Origin of the sequence: Aneurinibacillus migulanus, from assembly GCF_001274715.1 — a bacterium.
GTDB classification, from domain to species: domain Bacteria; phylum Bacillota; class Bacilli; order Aneurinibacillales; family Aneurinibacillaceae; genus Aneurinibacillus; species Aneurinibacillus migulanus.
This window is the reverse complement of sequence record NZ_LGUG01000012.1, coordinates 36,275-55,893: the sequence shown is the minus strand read 5'-3', so window position 1 is coordinate 55,893 and position 19,619 is coordinate 36,275. Positions and strand designations below refer to the sequence as shown.

The 19,619-nt window shown below is 40.4% G+C and carries 30 protein-coding genes; 2 read left to right on the top strand and 28 right to left on the bottom strand.

Features of this window, described 5'->3' with window-relative positions:
* Positions 1 to 12: 12 nt before the first annotated feature.
* The 7 genes from AF333_RS29100 to AF333_RS29070 all read right to left on the bottom strand — a co-directional run bounded on the left by AF333_RS29100 (position 13) and on the right by AF333_RS29070 (position 3,715).
* Entirely contained in the window at positions 13 to 363 is a 351-nt protein-coding gene (locus AF333_RS29100; RefSeq protein ID WP_043063222.1) for a hypothetical protein, read from the bottom strand.
* Between the two features lie 176 nt (positions 364 to 539).
* Positions 540 to 776, bottom strand: a complete 237-nt coding sequence (locus AF333_RS29095; RefSeq protein ID WP_043063223.1) for an MbeD/MobD family mobilization/exclusion protein — start codon at positions 774 to 776, stop codon at positions 540 to 542.
* A gap of 225 nt (positions 777 to 1,001) precedes the next feature.
* Entirely contained in the window at positions 1,002 to 1,301 is a 300-nt protein-coding gene (locus tag AF333_RS29090) for a hypothetical protein (protein ID WP_043063224.1), read from the bottom strand.
* A 162-nt stretch (positions 1,302 to 1,463) separates the two neighbouring features.
* A complete protein-coding gene (locus AF333_RS29085) occupies positions 1,464 to 1,976 on the bottom strand; it encodes an ORF6C domain-containing protein (RefSeq protein ID WP_052811653.1) in 513 nt (170 codons plus the stop codon).
* Entirely contained in the window at positions 1,969 to 3,051 is a 1,083-nt protein-coding gene (locus tag AF333_RS29080) for a ParB N-terminal domain-containing protein (RefSeq protein WP_043063225.1), read from the bottom strand. The genes AF333_RS29085 and AF333_RS29080 overlap by 8 nt, the downstream gene beginning before the upstream one ends.
* A complete protein-coding gene (locus tag AF333_RS29075) occupies positions 3,035 to 3,505 on the bottom strand; it encodes a DUF559 domain-containing protein (protein WP_052811654.1) in 471 nt (156 codons plus the stop codon). The genes AF333_RS29080 and AF333_RS29075 overlap by 17 nt, the downstream gene beginning before the upstream one ends.
* Positions 3,506 to 3,715: a helix-turn-helix domain-containing protein gene (locus tag AF333_RS29070; protein WP_043063226.1), complete on the bottom strand. Its 210-nt coding sequence runs from the start codon at positions 3,713 to 3,715 to the stop codon at positions 3,506 to 3,508.
* Between the two features lie 174 nt (positions 3,716 to 3,889).
* Between AF333_RS29070 and AF333_RS32455 the strand changes: the two genes are divergently transcribed.
* Complete coding sequence (locus AF333_RS32455; RefSeq protein WP_074715297.1) at positions 3,890 to 4,405, top strand: helix-turn-helix domain-containing protein; 516 nt, start codon at positions 3,890 to 3,892, stop codon at positions 4,403 to 4,405.
* Between the two features lie 109 nt (positions 4,406 to 4,514).
* Here the strand turns inward: AF333_RS32455 and AF333_RS29060 are convergent, their stop codons facing one another.
* On the bottom strand, positions 4,515 to 4,736 hold the full coding sequence (locus tag AF333_RS29060; protein ID WP_043063227.1) for a hypothetical protein: 222 nt from the start codon (positions 4,734 to 4,736) through the stop codon (positions 4,515 to 4,517).
* A gap of 184 nt (positions 4,737 to 4,920) precedes the next feature.
* Between AF333_RS29060 and AF333_RS37760 the strand changes: the two genes are divergently transcribed.
* Positions 4,921 to 5,004 carry a putative holin-like toxin gene (locus AF333_RS37760; protein ID WP_268752752.1) on the top strand — a complete coding sequence of 28 codons (84 nt, stop codon included), beginning with the start codon at positions 4,921 to 4,923 and terminating at the stop codon, positions 5,002 to 5,004.
* Positions 5,005 to 5,382: 378 nt separating this feature from the next.
* Here AF333_RS37760 and AF333_RS29055 read toward each other — a convergent pair whose 3' ends face one another.
* The 20 genes from AF333_RS29055 to AF333_RS28960 form a co-directional block, all read right to left on the bottom strand.
* Entirely contained in the window at positions 5,383 to 5,811 is a 429-nt protein-coding gene (locus tag AF333_RS29055; protein ID WP_043063228.1) for a phage tail assembly chaperone, read from the bottom strand.
* A gap of 61 nt (positions 5,812 to 5,872) precedes the next feature.
* Positions 5,873 to 6,325, bottom strand: a complete 453-nt coding sequence (locus AF333_RS29050) for a phage tail tube protein (RefSeq protein ID WP_043063229.1) — start codon at positions 6,323 to 6,325, stop codon at positions 5,873 to 5,875.
* Between the two features lie 18 nt (positions 6,326 to 6,343).
* Entirely contained in the window at positions 6,344 to 7,672 is a 1,329-nt protein-coding gene (locus AF333_RS29045; RefSeq protein WP_043063230.1) for a phage tail sheath family protein, read from the bottom strand.
* A 4-nt stretch (positions 7,673 to 7,676) separates the two neighbouring features.
* Positions 7,677 to 7,874: a hypothetical protein gene (locus tag AF333_RS29040; protein ID WP_043063231.1), complete on the bottom strand. Its 198-nt coding sequence runs from the start codon at positions 7,872 to 7,874 to the stop codon at positions 7,677 to 7,679.
* Between the two features lie 4 nt (positions 7,875 to 7,878).
* Entirely contained in the window at positions 7,879 to 8,367 is a 489-nt protein-coding gene (locus tag AF333_RS29035) for a hypothetical protein (RefSeq protein WP_043063232.1), read from the bottom strand.
* Positions 8,364 to 8,861 (bottom strand): HK97 gp10 family phage protein, encoded by a 498-nt coding sequence (locus tag AF333_RS29030; RefSeq protein WP_043063233.1) that lies wholly within the window; start codon positions 8,859 to 8,861, stop codon positions 8,364 to 8,366. The genes AF333_RS29035 and AF333_RS29030 overlap by 4 nt, the downstream gene beginning before the upstream one ends.
* Positions 8,858 to 9,220, bottom strand: a complete 363-nt coding sequence (locus AF333_RS29025) for a DUF3599 family protein (RefSeq protein WP_043063234.1) — start codon at positions 9,218 to 9,220, stop codon at positions 8,858 to 8,860. Before AF333_RS29025 ends, AF333_RS29030 begins: the two co-directional genes overlap by 4 nt.
* Before the next feature lies 1 nt (position 9,221).
* Positions 9,222 to 9,611, bottom strand: coding sequence for a protein YqbG (gene yqbG / locus AF333_RS29020; RefSeq protein ID WP_043063235.1), 390 nt, complete (start codon positions 9,609 to 9,611; stop codon positions 9,222 to 9,224).
* Positions 9,611 to 9,790 (bottom strand): YqbF domain-containing protein, encoded by a 180-nt coding sequence (locus AF333_RS29015; RefSeq protein ID WP_043063236.1) that lies wholly within the window; start codon positions 9,788 to 9,790, stop codon positions 9,611 to 9,613. The genes yqbG and AF333_RS29015 overlap by 1 nt, the downstream gene beginning before the upstream one ends.
* 10 nt (positions 9,791 to 9,800) lie before the next feature.
* Entirely contained in the window at positions 9,801 to 10,730 is a 930-nt protein-coding gene (locus AF333_RS29010) for a phage major capsid family protein (protein WP_043063237.1), read from the bottom strand.
* 20 nt (positions 10,731 to 10,750) lie between these two features.
* Positions 10,751 to 11,983 carry an XkdF-like putative serine protease domain-containing protein gene (locus AF333_RS29005; protein ID WP_043063238.1) on the bottom strand — a complete coding sequence of 411 codons (1,233 nt, stop codon included), beginning with the start codon at positions 11,981 to 11,983 and terminating at the stop codon, positions 10,751 to 10,753.
* Positions 11,984 to 12,011: 28 nt separating this feature from the next.
* Entirely contained in the window at positions 12,012 to 12,917 is a 906-nt protein-coding gene (locus AF333_RS29000; RefSeq protein ID WP_052811655.1) for a phage minor head protein, read from the bottom strand.
* Positions 12,918 to 12,957: 40 nt separating this feature from the next.
* Positions 12,958 to 13,296 (bottom strand): hypothetical protein, encoded by a 339-nt coding sequence (locus AF333_RS28995; protein WP_043063239.1) that lies wholly within the window; start codon positions 13,294 to 13,296, stop codon positions 12,958 to 12,960.
* A gap of 2 nt (positions 13,297 to 13,298) precedes the next feature.
* The gene (locus tag AF333_RS28990; RefSeq protein ID WP_043063240.1) at positions 13,299 to 14,807 is read right to left on the bottom strand and encodes a phage portal protein; all 1,509 of its coding nucleotides are present in this window, start codon (positions 14,805 to 14,807) and stop codon (positions 13,299 to 13,301) included.
* Positions 14,808 to 14,822: 15 nt separating this feature from the next.
* Positions 14,823 to 16,268 (bottom strand): terminase large subunit domain-containing protein, encoded by a 1,446-nt coding sequence (locus tag AF333_RS28985; RefSeq protein ID WP_043063241.1) that lies wholly within the window; start codon positions 16,266 to 16,268, stop codon positions 14,823 to 14,825.
* Positions 16,249 to 17,082: a phage terminase small subunit gene (gene terS / locus AF333_RS28980; protein WP_043063242.1), complete on the bottom strand. Its 834-nt coding sequence runs from the start codon at positions 17,080 to 17,082 to the stop codon at positions 16,249 to 16,251. Before terS ends, AF333_RS28985 begins: the two co-directional genes overlap by 20 nt.
* Positions 17,083 to 17,462: 380 nt before the next feature.
* Positions 17,463 to 18,239, bottom strand: a complete 777-nt coding sequence (locus tag AF333_RS28975; RefSeq protein WP_043063243.1) for a hypothetical protein — start codon at positions 18,237 to 18,239, stop codon at positions 17,463 to 17,465.
* A gap of 265 nt (positions 18,240 to 18,504) precedes the next feature.
* Positions 18,505 to 18,708 carry a hypothetical protein gene (locus AF333_RS28970; RefSeq protein ID WP_043063244.1) on the bottom strand — a complete coding sequence of 68 codons (204 nt, stop codon included), beginning with the start codon at positions 18,706 to 18,708 and terminating at the stop codon, positions 18,505 to 18,507.
* A gap of 17 nt (positions 18,709 to 18,725) precedes the next feature.
* Positions 18,726 to 19,223, bottom strand: coding sequence for a BC1881 family protein (locus AF333_RS28965; protein WP_043063245.1), 498 nt, complete (start codon positions 19,221 to 19,223; stop codon positions 18,726 to 18,728).
* Positions 19,224 to 19,257: 34 nt separating this feature from the next.
* Complete coding sequence (locus AF333_RS28960; protein WP_043063246.1) at positions 19,258 to 19,479, bottom strand: hypothetical protein; 222 nt, start codon at positions 19,477 to 19,479, stop codon at positions 19,258 to 19,260.
* Between the last annotated feature and the right edge of the window lie 140 nt (positions 19,480 to 19,619).

Sequence of the window (19,619 nt, the reverse complement as noted above, 5' to 3'; positions counted from 1 at the left end):
GGGGAATAAGTTTTATTGGATATCCTTTGCCCATTCAAGGGCGCTTAGATTAGCTCCTAATCCGCAAAGTAAGCCTATAATACCAAGCACTACTGAAGCCCCCAGATTTTCGATAAAAAAAGCTCCAATTACATATCCGATTACACCCCAGGCAATGCCAAAACAGATACATAAACCAAAGGCAAGGGGCTTAAACAAAAGAGCTATAATACAACCTAAGAAAATTCCACCAAAAACCCACCAAGATGAACTCCATATACCTAAAAATATTGCCAAAAAAACAATTTCACCGAATAGTATATTGCTATTTTCTTGATTAAATTTGGCGTTAGTTATGCCTTTTCTAACATCTTCACTACTCAATTAAACCCCTCCTTTTTCCCTACATTCTACATCATCCTTCCTATATAATTAAAGATTTTTCCAATATATCACTTTTTAAAATTACATAAAATTATCATCTAATTCCCATTTTTCGCCTTGTTTTATTTTCAACATTGATTTTCCAAAAGAAAAAGAGCAACGCTATTCGCTGCTCTTTATTGATTCGTTATGGCCCGTTTGATTAATTTTACGTCAGTGGCCAAATCATCTACTTGTTTTTGTACATCTGCAACTGGAGAGTGTATCTCACTATTTGCTGCTGTTTGCTCTCTAATGACTTCTAATTTGTGATTTAGTTCAGTAAATCGTTCGTCTACGCTATCGAATCGTTGATTCATTTCTTTTTTCATATCCTGCATTTCGGCAAGGATTTGCTTGAGTATTTCCTCCATCATTTATCCTCCCGGCATATATATGAATGTATTATATCATGGTTGTTGCTCTGTATTCCCTATGCATTTTAGGGAAACCGTAGTATGCAGGCTACCTATTTTGATTTTATCAATTGTTTGATTTTCTTAAGCGTGATTTTTGCTATTTCATCATCGGCTTGACTCCGCTTCACTAATCCCTTGAAAATTAAGAGATCACCAACAGTAACAACTGTATCAACTTCCTTAGTGTACATGGCAATCTCCAAATACAGTATCTAGGAACATTTTTCGATATCCGTTACATAAAGAATGTAGATAGTTCGCAAAGAAGTCGCATACCTCTCGTTCGTCATAACCAAATGTAGGTAGTTGTTCCAGGCAAAAAGTTAGAAGTTTTGCCGGATTTTCTGGATCATCCTGTTCTCTCCAGCGAAAATTTACAGCGGTGAATTTTCCTGTCATACTTTCTAATGATTGAAACGGGTATATTTCTAGCGCATCAACTATTTCTCTTGCTACTTCTTCAATGCTTGGATAATCCATGATTATTCCTCCATATTGATTGGAGGCAATACCCACTTTTATTTCCCTCTTTTTTTAGGTATACTGAGGGTAGTCGAATTCTTGTGGGGTATTGCCCCACTTTTTTTATTTGTGTTTTTTAGCTTGTCACTTTCTTAACTGCGAATTAAGAAGGTGATTTTTTTATGCGCCGATTCTTGGCCGCCATGCCTCAATCATTCTCAATGCTTCATCCATGTCTAGCCGACGAATGTCCTGGTAGCTGGTGACTGCAAAAGTATCTTTTACATCGCGCCAAATTTTTGGATACAACTTACGCTTGGCTTGATCTATGTCTGGCTTTACTTCTCCCATATCATCGAATAGCAGTTGTTGTATGTCCTCTCTATGGGCTAGTTCCCGCACCCGTCGTTCTACCGCCTTTTTAACTTTTACCGCCTCATGGTAATCCAAGCGTTCGTTTTTCTTGACGGTCTCTACATCTTGCTTAAATTCCGTCATTTTTTGTTCAAACTCAGACAGCTTTATTTCTGTCTTTTTCTCTGCTACTACCTGACTTTGTTTGAGTACTTCCAATTCTCTTGATACTACATCGATTTGGCGTTGCACTAACGCAGCTTGCAGCATATTAATTTGAGAATCATTTAATGTGCTAATGTCTACGCTTGTCCCATTTAATTGCACTACGTTATTCATAAGGTATAGCCTCCAATTCAATATAATTTCCATTTGGTAGCAAGGAACGGATTTCTTTACACCAGTCTTCTACATTAGCGACAATATCTTCAATGTTTTTTAAAGCGACTTGGCTATCAAGTCTTTCAAAAGCTCTGGAATACTTAACAGGAGCTAGCTTGGTCTGTAGAAAGTGTTCAATCTCCACGACAAGGCCGGAAAGTGCGGTAGCTGACTCAATTTGACGATGCAAGTTATCTCGTTGGGAAGAAAGAAATCGCAATTGCTCTTTCATCCGCCGATACTCTTCCGCATCCCTTTCTTGCATTTTCATGTAATCTTCTACTTTTCTTTTTTGAGCTTCGATTTTCTGTATTTCCGCCTCTTTAGCTTTTAGTTGTTGTTCCAACTCCTGCAATTTTCTTTCCACACTCTGTGGAGTTACTTCTCTTTCAATGATTTTTGGCGGTTTTGACTGTTCTTTCTTTAATTCTTTCTGAAGCATCGCGGCTTGTTTTTCCGCTTTTTCTTTTTCCTGTTCCGACTTCTGCAATTTTTGTTTTAACTCTGTATACGCTTTGTGAATGCTAATTTTATCTTCATCAAGTCTACGTATCGTTTCGTCGTCAGCATTTTCAGTTATAAATTTTGCCTTTTCGTACTGTTTACCGCTACCGAACCCTGCTTGGTCAGCTACGATATCACGCACTTGTCCTTTTTGACCCTCAGGAAAATTTTCCTGACCCCCTGTTTCCATCCTTTCTTTTGCTTTTAATCTTTCTATTTCTTCTAAACGTCTTGCCCATTCAACACGCTCAGAAAAAGTGAATTCTTTTCGGTTCTCATTTTCACTAATCTCCATGCGGAGTTGATGCTCATAATCTCGAATTGTCATAACCCGAACTTCTATTTGTTGGTATTCAAGATGTTTGCATGCTCGTAACCTTCGTTCCCCGGCGATTAGTGTATAGTTAGGAGTAACAACCGGGGGGTTAATCAATCCGTTTTCTTTAATATCCTGCGCTAGTTCCTCAATGTTGCCAAAGTCTTTGCGGATACGGTCATTCACCTTTATCTTGTTAATGTCTAATAACATCTGAAAGCAGCCCTTTCCGCTCTAACTCAAGTAATTTTTCCATCATCATTTCTTCAACTTGCTGATTAGTTAGCCTCACCGTTCTGATGCCGAGTTCATGGTAGAAGAAATAGTCCCGTATTTTGTCTTTCAAAATTTTAATTTCTGTTTTGTGATTATCGCCGTCTATTTCATAAATAATGTTATTTTCTTCGTCGTAGAAATCAGCTGTAAAACGTTTGGATAAGTATTCCTCTAACCCTCCTTTACCTGTGCCGAAATGAACTTGTTGTTTCATGTGAGGATATAGCATAGAAAACATGTTTTCGTGAGTAGTTCTTCTTTTATCCCCTTGTCCGCCCACAAAATTAGAACTTTGAGAAGAGAAGAAAATATCAAATACTTCTCCAAAGTCACTAGGACAATTAGGATTGCATTGGTTTTTAATCATCTGAAAGACTTCTGTAGCATTCAATTAACTCACATCCTCTCGATACTCTAGAAGTTCGCCAATGGTACAGCCGAAATACTGGCATAGTTTGTCCAATGTATCGAACTGAACCCCCTTTCCTTTTCCATAATACAAGCTAAAAAGTGTTGTTCGAGAAATTCCTGTTTCCTCTGATAGATGTTTTACTTTCAACAATCGTTCTGCCATTAATACCGGCAAGTTGGACTTAATCATATCTACACCTCCACCTCCTTTTTTGTATCGTATATACTTCTAAAAGTATCGTACTCGATACCTTTAGTTGATTAAAATTTACACTTTAAGGAACTTGTTGTCAATACCAAAAGTTTAATTTGTTGCTATAAAAGTATTTAGTATGATACTTTTATGGTGAAAGGGTGAACTTGAATGATAAAATGTAACCTTGCTGTACTACTAGTAGAACGTAATCTTAAAATGGCTGATGTAGTTCGGGATACTGGAATAGCTAAAACAACAATTCGAGCTCTTTATTACAACACAAGTAAAGGCGTTCAATTCGATACATTAAATACGCTATGCACTTATCTAAACGTGACACCTGGAGAATTAATGCTATATCATCCGTCTGAATACCAATTAATTGATGTTGATATGGCAAATATTGAAGACACCTTTGAGGCAGAATTCCTTTGGATATCCAAAGGAAAAAGAACAATCTACAATGTAAAAGCAGAAGTAAACGTAAATGGACGTGATGAAGAAGACGAAATAACTGATTTAAGAATAGAAATTATCTATCCTAGAAATTTGTATGATGAATTATTTGACCTTCCTCATATATTTTCAAATGACATAGATAATGAAATTGTTAATAGCGTCTTAGAATACTATGTTTTAGCGGACAATCCCTCTATAAGCATATACATTGACAAATATGAATAAGCTTTTTATTTATGGCTCAGACGATCCAAGTGTATATATGCCCACTAAAAAAGACGCCTTAGATTAAGGGCGTCTTTTATTGCTGAGTTAATTTTCCGTTAAATATTTCTCATGATTTGGTTACTTCTTCAATAAGACGGTTAAGATTTTCGCTTACCTCTGAAGGAAAGTATGGGTGATCCCTATCTATAGATACTGCGTCACTTAAAGAACGGGTTTTACCTGTTTTACGCTCAAAGACGGTTCCTTTAACCTCCCGACCTTCTTTCCATACAGTGACTTTATGATTGCCGTCGCTACTTGTCCAGCTTTTTTCACCATATCTTCTCAAAAGAAATCTCCCCCTTTTCCTCACATTTTACCTTAATTCCTCAGAAAGGGGGCAGTTTTCCAAAATAAAAAGCACTCGCATCCAAGCGTGCCTTAATATGGTATAATTTTGTCATTGCACAATTTGATACGGCTCCTCAAGGGTGGTCTACGGCTCACTCCCTGTAAGAAAGGGGGTGGAGTTTATGACAGTATTCGAATCATTAATGTTGATGATTGCATTCGCAACACTAATTGTAGCTATACTGTCGTTTAACCAAAAGAAATAGGCCCCCTTGAGTTTGGACGACCAGGGAACCTATTTCTATGACCTGTAATTAGTCTGAGCCGTCCCCCTAGAGGGAACGTTTATTGTGCATGACCGTTTGGTGTTACCAGCACCGAGCGGTCTTTTTTAGTATATTCATTGAGTAATGCTTGCATTCATTATATCAATGCTGAGATGTAGCTGCAAGCTACTATCCACGTGCTACCTTAGGTCAATACCAACTACCGCTACACTTTATCTCTCTCTAGTTGGTATAGAATACTCCCATATATAAACGCCTTTTCATGTGCATCTGGATTATTCCAAATCACACGTGGCCTCATCTTCAAGCGATGCAAGGCATAGTGAGCAACTACCGCATCACGATAGCCGCCCTCAATTAGTTTTTTGCATCTTCCACCAATTCTTCAAAGTCTTTTGTATAACCATTTACTTCGGTTGCAGCGGAAATCCAGTTCGCATATTCCCCTGGGATAGATAGAATCCGTTTGGCAAGGTCAATCGGATCTTGTTCCCCATAAGATGCTAACAACTCCGGATTTGTAAAGTCAGGAAACTTTGTAGATTTAACCGCGATTTCAGCATTAGCTCGGACTGCATCGTACTTTTCGTTACCTTCCCTGTCTGTACGTGTATGCTTTGCTCTGATTTCCTCTACATATGACTGCGGGATGGCTTTCATCACGAACGGAATTGGATTTCCTTTTTCATCAACATAGCGGTCGGAGATGTTCTGAAATTTACGCTCCTGCACAGGTTTTGCGTTCCCTTTCATAAATGCCTGCATCAATTTGTTCATATCACTCATTTGTATTCCTCCTTGTTTTTTGCATGAGAATAAAAAGAGAGTGGCATGCAGCCACCCTATATTAGTCAAAGTCGTATCGTAACTTTTCCTGGACATCATAGTCAGAGTAGGAAAACGGAATTTCATTTTTTACGATATCGCCTTCTGAATCGAACATCATCAATTCCAATTCATCAATACTGCATTCTTTCACGACAATGCGCTCTGTACCTCGCTTGGCCGATACATCATCAAGTACACCCATCAACGTGAAATACACTTCTTCCCCGGTGTCTTTGTATTTTGTCATCATATCCAACCAGCGCGGGGTTGCCTTGTACTCTGTGATAGAACCTTTTGGCTGCTCAAGCCCGATGGTACGTTCTCCAATAATTCGCTTGCCCAAAATAGGTGCTTCCACTTTCTTTTTCTTGATGCTAATGCTGAATTTAATACTGTTGACTAATTCTTCTCCGTCCAAGTATAGACGGCCTTCACGGGCCGAAATGGTATTCCGCTCAGAATAACGGGGCATTCACTGCACCTCCCTTAGTTACCGTACTAGGATTGTGAAATAGAATTTCTCCATGCTGTCTACTGGTTGAACATAAATGGTCGCATGTACTTCATCATCTACAGATAGCACAGGATCGATTACAAAGTCCGCGTCCTTGTCAAGGTTTTGAATGGCATTTGCATTTTGCAAGGTCTCAAGATAGCCGATTACGCTTGCTTTAAGAATCGCTTGACCGTCCGCATTATTGTTCATCTTTCCGATATAATTGCGTTCAATTTCGCGCTTAATATCGTTATGAATCGCATCGAGCGTTCGCATCACACGGTTTTTCTTGAAGCGACTGTTTTTGTCTTGTCCTGTAGTCACCAGTGAGTTAATGTCGTACTCTACTTTGACTTGTTCACCATCATTAACGAATACAAATTCACCTTTGTTAATCGCTTCGATGATTTCGCTGTTGGTATAACGCGGAATAGCATCTACTGCACCATCGTAGCGCTGGTATGTGTTGGATTTTGTAATGCTTGCACCTGCATCGGCACCCGCTACCCATGCGACCGCCCGTTCTTTTGTTAATTCCGTTCCATCCAGTAGCTTCACGCTATTTTTAACGTTGATAATTCCTTCATAGTCAGCTTCATAACCTGCTACGACACCTTTTACCTTACGCCCCTCATCCTCCCTCAGGCGGCGAATAAATCCAACGAATGTCGTTTTAAGCGTGACGTCATCAGATAGGAATCCAATCGTATCGAAGAACTCGGTCTCGCACGCTGTCATGAAATCTGTATAATCGGCATTAATCACTGTTCCATTCGTTCCACCTGTTAGGGTTGTACCTGCAGTAGCTTCGATTGCGCCGGTTCCGGAGAACGTTACCCATTCATTCGGTACAAGACTTTCAATCTCCGCCTGTGTTTGTTTGTCTACCTGGCGTCCTTTTACGTAGGTAATTACGTCTTTTTTTGTTGTATCTAGTACATTAACTTGCGATACAATCGTAATGTCATTTCCTCGTGTTCCATCGTTTATTGCTTCCACAGTACATATCGAAGTTGTGCCGAATGTTCCTTTTGCTTTCTCACCCTTATTCAATTTGTATACTTTTACTTTTTTAGCTAACTTCCGAGCTTCCCGGATAAGTAACATCTCTGGATCGTTATAGTCATATCCGAGTTTGTCCATCGTGTCTTTTTCGACTTCAATGGTAGTAAACTCTTTTGCCCTTCCCCAGTTAAGCGTCAACGGCAATATGACCGTGCCGCGTGGCGCTACTGCAATGCGGTCTTGTGCCGCAGAAATAAATCGAGCGTAAAAACCAGGACGCACTTTCCTTTCGCCTGTTTGGAACGTTCCACCTGCCATATCCCTACTTCACTTCCTTTCGCAAAAATGAATCAATGCGTTTTTTCGCTTCTGATTTTGTAATTTTACCTGTACATGAAGAAAGGACCGCCATGATGATCTCTGGCTTTGTGCCAAACTCATCGGACAGTCCTTTTGCATTCTCGATTAAGATTTGTACAGGGAAAGCAGGCTCTTTCACCCGCTCCTGTTTCTCTGCCATGGTGTCACCCCTTTAGCTTTTGCGTTAAGAAGAGTTTACCCATCTTCTCATATGTTGGTTGATCATATAGATAGCGACTTTCCCATTCGAGGTAGAGCTGCGCTACGCCGAATAGTGTATCTTCATGTAAAGGCTTGATGTTACAACGTTTGATGCGTAGAAAATCACCTGTCAGGGTACCTGATTGATTTACAAGCGGCACAATATATTTACTCCCTTGTATTTTGCTTGAAATAGCTTTCACTGCATCATAAGCCTTCTGTTCATTGTTGTGAAATGATTTGATATACAAACGATGATTGATACGATAGGTTTTGGTTGTATCCCCTCTATCGTCCTCCTGCGGTACAGGGAAGTAGAGCGACGGTACTTTGAAGTTCTGCGGTATTCTCACAAAATACACTTGTTGCAGCCCGTCTTTTGGATCCGTAAACATTGGATAATAGTCATAACAAAACCTTGCTATCGAGCCGATTTCCTCGTTGCTAGTCACATACGACCACCTACCAATCGTTCTATCCAATGATCGAGGTTACGTTCAAGCGATTTGCCAAATATCTCTTCGAAAATAGAAAGCGCATTGTCAAAGTAATGCCGTCCTTCAATCCATTTTGCTTTCAGCATCATACCTGTTTTTGCGTCTTTATCATATACAAAGCTTCCACCCTCCCATCGACCAGGGAGCCATCTGCGTGATTGCGCATGTCCTTCCTCAACAAAGCGTGCATAGTCTACGTTTGTTCCAATCTCAAGTGATAGCCCACCCTTTGTGATCTGCCAAACGTTCCCGCTATCCCCTTTTGTAAAAGAGGTGAGCAGACGACGCGTGTCCACTACTTCAAGACGAATAATTTCACGCTGTATCTCTTCAAGGAATTGAAATCCAGTAGCTTCTAACCACACCGCCATATCTCGCTTCAACTCACCATCTGCTACTCGGTTAATTTGTTTGACAAACGAATCCAAGTCTTTAAGGAAATCTTTCATATGCTCTCTTCCAATCGAACTGCTATTACTTCAATATGATGATTGTGTATCGGCTCCGGCCTTGTTAGGCGGTACTCTACGCCATTGTACATTGCTTTATCATTAAGTCGTACATCTGTTTCAATAGGAAAATATACTGTGTATACTTCCTGCATTGCGGTGTAGGGTTCACGCAATATAAATCCATTTGATAGGTCACGGCGCTCCCAGTAACATTCTACCTGCGACAAGTCAGGGACAGCGCCATACACATATTCATCTTGTATGTGATTCGTCGGGATACCAAATCCGCCACCTATCTCTTGTTCCTGTAGGTGGTAGATATCACAATGATGGATGAGAAGTGAGGCAAAGCTCATATTATAACCCCCTCATACGAAAATCAACTTTCCGCTTTGCCATTCCTGCCGTCTGAACATAAGCGGATAGCATAGAAATAAACGATGGCTTGTTCATAGGGTTGTCGCCTATCGAGTACGAGTATCCACCTATTTTTTCTGATTTGAATCCTTTTGCAAGGGATTCGTTGGCTGCAATCAAAGCATAATATTCAGCAAGCAGAATGAATGCAAGCTTCACTTCCTCTGGAGGCCCGTTTGGATACTTTGTTGCATTATCAAACTTATGGCCGCAGTAAGCGAAGATTTCCGTCTCTGCACGGAGTATGTCTTTTTCAAGCTTTGGGTCAGGGCGGTTTTGTACCGCCCTAAACTCCGAGTATTCTTTTACATCTTTAGGAGTGATGTACATTAGTCCTCACTCTTTTCTTTACGTGTTCGTTTTTCTTCCCGAACCTCAAATTGAGGATTATCTTTCAAGTAATCAAAAAGCGCTTTATCAATCGGCTGTTCTTCACCGACTATAAAGCGCTTCTGTTGCTCACCAATAACAGTGTATGATTGTCCGATTATAAGCTTAGCAAAGTACATCTCATACCACCTACGACTGTACCTTAATTACTTTTGCAGTTGCATCTTCCTCTTCAAACTTTGCATCTATTTTCGCTGTAATGACGATTGTCCAACCTTGTTCGCGAATGTTGCGTTCATATTCTACCGTAATATCACGGCGGATACCGATAATGATATTTTTCGGATGCGTAAATAAAATGTCTGATACAGACTTTCCAGCGCCATCATCATACGGCTGCATCATAGAAATCCCTTCGACATTTACGCCGTATGCGGTAGCTCCACCGCCCTCAAGCGCACGGTCCCCAAGTCCGGTTTGACGAGCAGCCACCTGGTCCATCCATTCTAATGCAGCATGATGGGACGTGTAGAATCTCCAATCACGCGGATTACGGATATACTTCTGTGGTGTGGCTTTGTAGGCCTGTTTGAACACGTCGCGGGACAATGCTTCTGATTTAAAATCAACAACATGGGTATTTGCTTGTTTTAATACACCATCAATCAACGCAAGATATGGATCCGCAGAGGATTTATCACCCTGGACTACCAACTCTTCCAAATCGAGCGCAGAACGTTCAGCAGCTAACCGCATGATGGTATCGAAGATGTTTTCACCTTCAATATTGTTGTCGATTACTTCATCATCGAGAAAAACTTCAGCTTGCACTTTTTGCGGGTCCAATTTGATTCTTTCTGTCGTTGGTTTAGAACGTTCGCCATCCGCAAGCGCAACGCGTCCAGACGGAGCTGGATGTAAGATACGACTGTTGAATCCGATTTTGTTGATTTCTGTTTGCGCTTTCGCCATTGGCTCTACGCGAGCAGAATGTAGAATTGTGGGTGTATCTTGCATCATTTCAATGAATTTCGTGGCTTGTTCTGGTGTCATTTGTCCACCAGAAGCAAGGTCAGCAAGTGCCATATCGGCTTTTTGGATGATTTCTTTGTTCGTCATATTTTATATCCCCCTTTTAATTAGCGATGCGAACGCATAAACAAGCTACCAAATGTAGATTTTTGCACCTGTTCTTCTGAATGTTCATCATTGTCTGCTGCTTTCGTGATACCACGTGCCTTTTCTACGACTTCAAGACGTTCACCTTGTGTTTTTACAAGACTAGTCAGTTCCTCCAATTGTTTAGAAATAGTAGTAACAGCCTCTTCTTGTGCTTTTTCTACTTCCGTTGCTTTTTCGCCAGCTTCCTCGGCCTTTTTTTCAACTTCTTCTGTCTTCTCTGACCCCTTCTCTAACTCGGCTAATTTTTCTCCTTGTGCTTTTACAAGGACAGTCAGTTCGTCAATTGATTTTGTGATTTGCGCTGCTTCTTCTTTTGTCACTTCTTCTTCCTCCTTTTGTACCTTATCCGGTGGTTCACCTATTGATTTCATGATGTTATCAGACAGCAAGACCTCATTTAGAATGGTTGTTAAATCAGTAATTGCCTCCCGTATGGTTTGCTCATCTTCAACAAATTCATATTTGTCTGTCTGCCAGTTGTAGCGACGTACTACGGTTTCGAATGCATGCATGGCGTTCCAGAATTGATCACGTTTCGTTTGTGCATTGTACGTGTCGGCTACCATACCCTTTGCTACTGATTCTCTGTTCAAGAAAAATTGCTTCACGACATTAAAAAAGCCCTTTACCTCATCATCTGACTTGGTAAGGACCTTCTCCTGCTCGATATTCTTTTTTTCCTTCTCCACTTTCTTTTCACCACCTTTCTGGATAATCGTAGCAGTTCCCGCAAGGCTGTATCCTGTATACTCGCCGTTTTTGATGCCATCCCATATTTCTTGTGTTGCTTTTGTGACCAGAACCCATGATCCTTTGCGTATGACTTCCCCGCTTACTTCAAAATCGGCCGGTGCGATATAGGACTCTACCACTTGTCCAGCTCCAGATGAAAAATCATGCTGTGTATCGATGTTTTGGGCCTTCATCATGAATCCATGTGCAGCCTTTTCAATCTCTTGTGCAGTCATGTATTCATCGTGTGTATCAAGAATCAATTCATCTTCTGAGCTTGGTTCATATACAACGCCATACACAAGCATTTGTTCATCATCCGCTTTTGTCAGTAACTTAACTTCCTTTTGCCATGTTGGTTGTTCTGCGGACTTTGTAAGAAAGAACTTACGTTTATTTGCAGCAGAATCGACGTATGACACATGAGTAACATCTACATTTGTTAACTCCCTTGGCATATTATCACCTCCTTCAATAGCATTTCATTTATACAGCATACCCGCCCAATAGCGTGACTCTTTCTTCTCTTATTTTTTCTTTTTCTTCTTTACTAAGCTTTAGGATATCTTGATTTACACTTGGGACCATAACACAATGACAGCGTACCCGATTACGTGCTGAAAACTCCATCGATCGCGGATACATACCAAACTCCCCGCCAACCTGGAATGGTTCCTCTACAGGAACGGTTGTATTGCTATATGCTACATGAGCGGGCCTCGGCGTTATCCCCTTTCCACCTGAATGCAGCCATGTTTTGCCCTCGACGGATGGAGACTGACTGAATGCTTCTTGAGAAGCGGCACTTGATGCAGCTAGTACCTCTGTGATGGCCGTAGTTTCTGCGCGTTTGCGGTCAAATTCCGGTAATACCTTTATACGATCGACAATTTTATCAATCCCTTCTCCGTTTTCAATCCCGGTTCTTATTGCCTTTTCTACGGCTTCATGGCTCGTAAGCTTCATGATTTCACCTAGATATGGACCTGTTTTCTCGATCCAATCGACTGTCTTTTGGCTCATAATACTAAATGATATGTCTTTATCAATGCTTGTCATAATATCGCTGGCAAGGTCGGGAATAGTCTTATATAGCATCTTTTTTGATGATTCGCCTATTTTATCGCCGAAGTCATCAGCAGCGAATAGATTTCCAACCACATAAGCCATAATAGACGCTATCGATTCATCTTTAGCGATAAATTCCTTTATACCGTTGATAAAATGTCGCTTTTGTCGGCGCTGTAGCTTAGCGATATCTTTTTCATAATCTGTGATATGGTTTTTAAGCTTGTCAGCTGACGGAAAGTGTGAAATGTCCAGTTTGTCGTCTGATTTACATATCACGGCATGTATAGAAGAGAGTAGAACTTCGATTTTGTTTGGTTGCACCTACACACACCCCCCTTATGGGCGAATAATAAGGTCCTGTCTAATCACCTTGTGATACAAAATAAAGATGAGCTTTGGCTAATATGATTTCAGATGGTTTGACCTCGAATTCAATGTAGTTCGTCTGCCTTGGAACCCCGTAATCTTTTATCAAATCATCCCATAGAGCAAAATTTTCTTTCGTATCAAGACATTGGATATGTGTTTCTCCTTGTAAATTTGCATCAAGGTGTTTTCCTTTAATAAATGAGTTTTGTTTTGGATCAGCATGAAGAACAATTTTAGCTTCAGAAAGCTGGTCGTTAAAAAACTTATAATGTTTCTGTAGTAACGGCCATATTTCATAACTAGCAAGGACTTGACTAGTGCTTAGAGCCACTTTTATTCCCTCCCTTGAAAGTCCTCAAGTACATCGCACAAATCCTTTAGGATTCTAACAACGTCCTGGTTAGCAGCCTTTTGTAATTCGACAGGTTGACTGTTTTGTTGTTGTTTTTGTAGTGCAATTGGGATATCAGCTTCAGGGATAGCTAGGTTATCTAAATCCCTGTTAAATACCCTCTTGCCGATGTATGCACGTAAATCATTAGGCGTAATAGCTCCAGCTACATTACCCACACCGATCAAGCGAGTAGCATCCTGTGCATCGCTAATTTCCGGTCCATTAAAGACGACTTCCACATATCGAAAATCGTATTCAGCTAACAACTTATGATTGATGATAAAGGAAAGAGAGTCGCGTTCTGGCTGAAAGACTTGTTCTTCTGTAATTTGTCTAGCCATATCAGCAGTGGCGCGGTTAAAATCACGCGAACGACCGATATAGATATCAGGCAATCGAAAAGCGCTTTGTACCTTTTGCCGAGAGTTATCATCATATTCTTGAAATAACGCATCTTGCTGCAGCATATCCGCAAGTGATTTTATCTCAATATCAACCTTTGGATTGCTTTCGCCAGGCATCGAACTTTCACTTTCATCTCCCTCCACTTCAAGTAAGAGAAACTTATGTGCATTGTCCACACCTTCTACACTTTCTGCATATTCTTTAAGAGCAGCTTCACTTTCATCTGATAGTAAGCCGTTCTTAATTAAGATAGCTAACGGTGTATGCCGGCCCTGTTCGAAATACTTCAGATTAAGTTCTTCGGCTTTTCTTGCACCAGTAATATGAGGTAAGTGTCCAATCCATCGCGGAATACCATAAGGCCCACTCCCAATTTTCAAGTGAATGATTTCATGAGCTTGATGTTCTTCTGGGGTATTAACGTCATATTCTCCAGTACGGCTGTCCATAATTCGTGGATCACCGAATTCTTTAAACCATACTTTTTTTCCTTTTGTCTCCTGAATATATTTTCTGAATCTCTTCTTGATAGGGATAGTAGTTCCGTTTATGTTGATGGAGACGGCCTCCCCTTTTTTGGTCACTTTCATTGTTTCAGGATTGACATTCTCCAATCCAACTGGTTTATTTAGTCCATCGCGAATTACTTCGATATATCCATTTCCGGTTTCTTCTCTATCGGCTATACCTTGTCCCCATATATCTTTATGAGGTTTGTCGAAGTTGAATTGCCTTAGTAATAGTCGCATGGTTTCCCATTCTTTTTTCATTTCATCCGTTTCATCACCAACTGAGTCATCATCTCGATACACAGTAGATAGCCCGAATCCGCAAATATTTTGTTTATATGCGGTAATACATTGCTGAAGAATTGTGCTATTTTCAACAATAACCTTGAGTATTCGTGGTGGATATTTTGGCATAATAATTTCGGTATAAACACTATCCGCCTCATAGTCTGACAACTCTTGTTTGCTTACAACACTAGTTCCAATAGATTGTCCCGATTTTATTACTCTTGCCCTCACTGTTTTTTGTTTCATGCCTTCACCTCCAATCTAATACAAATTTCTTCTTCCTTTTTTCTTTCTTTCTTCACGCGCTCTTGCTTTTCTTTGACGATGGTAGTCATTATATAAAGCATAACGCTTCGAATCCTGGGTATGGTTTTCTTTGTCTTCTGGCTCTTCTTTACTTCCACCATCCTTGTTATCTTTGTACCGATAGTTCTCAGTTTCTTTGATGGTGTTGCGTAAAGAACGGGAAATATAAAGATTAGGGCGTTTCGTGTCCTCCTTCACTTTGTATAAACTGCTTACATGTCTGATACCAGGACCAATTGTGTTATCTGCTGGAATTACAGGCAATCCGTATCTTCGGTAGGTAGCGATATATTCTGTTCCAGACGGGTCTGCCCAAATTTCATTCATAGGGTACTTTTCATGGAGCTCTTTATACCGCTTGACTAAGCAATCCTCTAGATTCCCCGTATTATCTACTACAAGAACATTGATCTGTGACGCGTACCTTTCTTCAATAATGTAGTAATCTTCATCTGTACAGCCAATAACGAGAAGGACAGCCGGGTCATTCCATCCGTGGTCCAATCCGCCGATATAGCGTTTGAACATCACTTCCCGGACAGTCCCATCCGGATAAGTAACCTGGAATAGCCTCCTCTTTAAATCGATGGGTTCAATGTCTACTAAATGAACATTACGGTCAAATTCTTCGTATACCTGACCATGGAAAACGTTGAATTTAGCGTATATCTCACGTTTTACGTACCGTTCTGGATACGTTTCGATCATCCGCTTAATATTCTTCTGTAGTTCAGGAATTGGATTATCAACGGAAGTCCAATAGAAGTTTCTCCATTCAGGGTCATTCTCATATCGGTCTTCTTCCAGTCCGGCATCGATAAACTGACCTTTCAGCACAATATCTTCTGCAAACCAGTTAATCCCCTCTGGCGTTGTCGTCCAGATGGTCCACCCGCCCTTATCTGCCAAAGCGTATGCCAAATAACCAGACCATGTTTCCGGCTTCATCTTAGAGGCCTCATCTAACCACACACCATCAAGGCCACGACCTACTAACTTTTTAGGATTGTCAGCAGACTTAAAGCGGATAAGAACGTACCCCTTGAGCCATATAAAGTTACCGGATGCATTCCAGTCCTCTATCATGTCTTCTGGAATGACAAGAGATAGCTCCTCTTGTTGAATCTCGGACATGTTGTAGTCAGGAGCTACACACCAATATTCGAGGCGTGCTTTCGGCTTTTTGATTTTCTTTCGATTTTTGGGCGGCTTATAGGGCAATCCTTTGCCACTTTCAATATCAGCAAGAATGTTGTCGAAGAATTTACGAGCGCCTACATTCGTTTTTCCTCCCCGGCGGCCACAATTCATGACGACATTTCTGGCGGTGCTCTCCATAACTTCAATTTGTTTAGCATGGGGATTCCAACCCTCAAAAGGATCAATGGCTAGACTTGTCACACGACCACCTCCGCACAACAAGTTCTGTAGGTATATCCTCTTTATCTGGCTTTTTCATAAGTTCCAGCTTTTCTTTTTCGATTTGGAGCTTTTCTTGTTGTACTTTCATACTTTGCTCCATTTGAGCAAGCTGCAGACGGCGGTGATCATCTTCTCCACTCAATGTCATGTAATCTTTAATCAATCCGCGAAGTTCTGACATAGCCCGCGAATAGGCATTCATAGCACTTGCTTGCTTATCCCAAGCGTGTTGGTACTCCCACTGTTCTTCGTCCCCGAACTCACCGGGTTTCACTTTTGTAAGAACGCGTGTTTCATCGAACTTATCCTCTACAAAAAGAATTTGTTGAGAACGGATAATATTCGTATGCTTGATTACGATCGCATCCCACAACATTTCTAGTGGGCCGCGTTCGTTAATAGCTTCCATCAGTTCGATAGTATCTTCATCATCCGGAAGGAACTTACGGAAGAGGCCGTGGGTTACTGCATTAGAGTTTCGTTCTGGCGCTCCATGACCAGCAGCGTTCCGGTTCCCTAGGGGCGGTCCGCCTCGATTTCCCTTCGCATTTTGGTTTCCTTTTGGAGCACCCCCCTTATTGGAGCGTTCCTTTTTCTCAGATGGAGCGCTCCCTTTCGTATTGTGGAGCGTTCCATTTAATTGATCATCCCATTTATCCATTGATTTCCACTTACGAATTTTGGAATCGGACACTCCAAGCGCTTCAGCGATATCCTTTAATTTCATTTTTCCATCGCTGTTACACCACATTTCAAACGCTCTGTCTCTGTCTGGACTTCTTGCTCTTGCCACTACATCATCACCACCACCTGAAGTTGATTTTTTCCAATAGAAAAGGTCGCTCGAATGAGCGACCTAATATGCATATAACTTGTATGTCCGATAACCTGAATTATGTTAACAACCTTTATTCCCCTGCATTTAATCGGCTTGGTTAGCCCGTGTTTATGCAGGATTTTATACATTCATGAAAAAGCCTGATTTCATCGTGTGTTTCATTTTTGATTGCAACAGTTTGAATGCATAAAATCGTGCATAATGTTTTTGCGAAAATCTCGTTTATCTGCCCCTAACATATCATATTTTCATCCGAAAATACACAATGTAAAATAATGGGTTGAGTTATTTGTTTTGCAAAAGAGAAAAAGAAAAGCCACTCCAGAGAGAGTAGCTTATGCTTCTAATCCATTTACAAAGTTATTTTTTAAGTAGGTATGATATGAAGATAGAGCAAACATATCAAAAGTTTCATCTTTATAACCAGATGGCATTATGAACCTTATTATTGAATCAAAATATCTTTTAAATGCAATATCAAACTCCATTAATTTACTTTTCCATTCATTTATATCCCATTCTTCTCTTGATAACATTTTTGGAGCAAAATTATCTACTGTTATTGAGAAGCGCTTTGAATTTCTTCCTAGACCTTCAAAATAGAATGTTCCCCGATGCTTTATATAGTTATACTTTTCCCTTATAAGTTTCGTTAAATGCATATCAAAAAAGCCGACTATATGATCTCTTATTTTTATTTTACGGAGTAATGTTAATTCATAACTTAATTCTGGCAACTTACATCTGTTCATAGCTCTAAGAAACTCTTTCTCATCATTTATGATTTCATATTTATCTTCTATATAATAAACCCATACTACTTGCCATGATAAATCAATACAGTAATTATAAAAAGCTAAGGCATCCATTAAAAACCTAGCCCTTATATATGTAAGATGCAGATCGTCATGTTTAGATATAAGCTGCCCATAGTTATCAACTTCCATATCCGATAAACAAGCTCTTCCATGGCAGAAGGCATGATACACATCTACGATTTTAAATCCTGCAGCAATCTCTCCTGGTCTATACAGACAATAATGCATCTCATGCGGGTTGTATTTTATCCAGGTATGAACATCATAATTTTCATACAGGTACTCTACATTCATCTATATCCCTCCCGCCCACTTATTCGACAGAAGAGATATATTTCCTCTTACCAATCCATCCTTTTATTCCGCCGCTCTCTACATTTTTCTTAACGCTCACCTGTTTTGGTGAACGTTACTGTATAATTTACTTAACAGGCTCAGTGACAGGGTCCCTGCTGTAGTCCGCAGGATTATTCCCAATAAAAGTAAGCCTATGACCAACTTTTATAGGTAGGGGCAATTTGACCCACCCCTTTACCAGTCAATTTATTCAATAAGATACTTATCTATTTGCATTCCCTGGATTAATTCCATGAGCAATGACGATTTGTAATGCTTGCTGTGCATTAAAGCCTTTATCCATTAATGCTTTGTAATACTCAAACATGGATTCTGATACTACCTGACACAATTTAATGTGATTACCCATATCTCTCTTAATTTTGTCGATCGCTAATTCAAATTCCATTTGCTCATGTGGTAACATGTTATATCCCCTCTCCTTTAATCCTCGTTAATCAATATCCGCGCTGGTCCTTGTACTGCTGGAAATGGAGTCCATCTTCCATTCTCCTCCCATTTGGTCATTGGAAGTGACTCTTCAGGAGTAACGATGATTTCCCGCACGCCCTCACGCTTCACCAGCTCCGCATGTAGCTCGCATGTAGATACTTTTGATAAATCAATTGGCGTAGGTTCGATGATTTTACAGTTGTTGATCAACTGACCGAGAAATAACACCCTATGCAACAGAAAATCCTTTTCACGCTCTAAGGCTTCTTTTTCAAACCCTTTCGCTTTTTGTATTTCCGCTCTTATATTCAGCAGTCTCTCTTTAAGGATACGTTCCCGTTCCTGCACAATCTTGCTGTATCCTTCTGGCGTTAACCTTACAGGATTCTTGTCACCGCGTTTCTTTTTACAATTCCTCATCTTCTTCATCCCTTTCTGTTTTTTCACACCTTGGGCAGAATTCAGTATCGCAACACGGACATTTAACAAAGAAGAGCTCCCTGCATTCTTCACAGTCGTACATTTACAAATTACCTACCCGCGCTCCATGCGCCTTGATAATTTCTAAGGCTTCTACTTCAGTAAACCCTTCCTTAATAAGCGCCTTTTTGTATTCGAACATCATTTGGGATAGAATGGCGCAGCGTTCAATATGATTTGGTAAATCATCTATTAGTGCTTTGATAACCATTTTAAAGTCCGTTTTTTCTCCTGGAGCTGCTAAACGTAAATTACGATTGTTCATCGGTTTCACCCTTTCATTAATCTATCGTTCACACCCCGAACCGCCTCTCAACCGGTATACTGTCTCCTATAGACCGGTACTGTGATCAGTTCCCACCTATGTCTTATTGCGACAGGAGAAGGACTCAGGATGCCAACGAT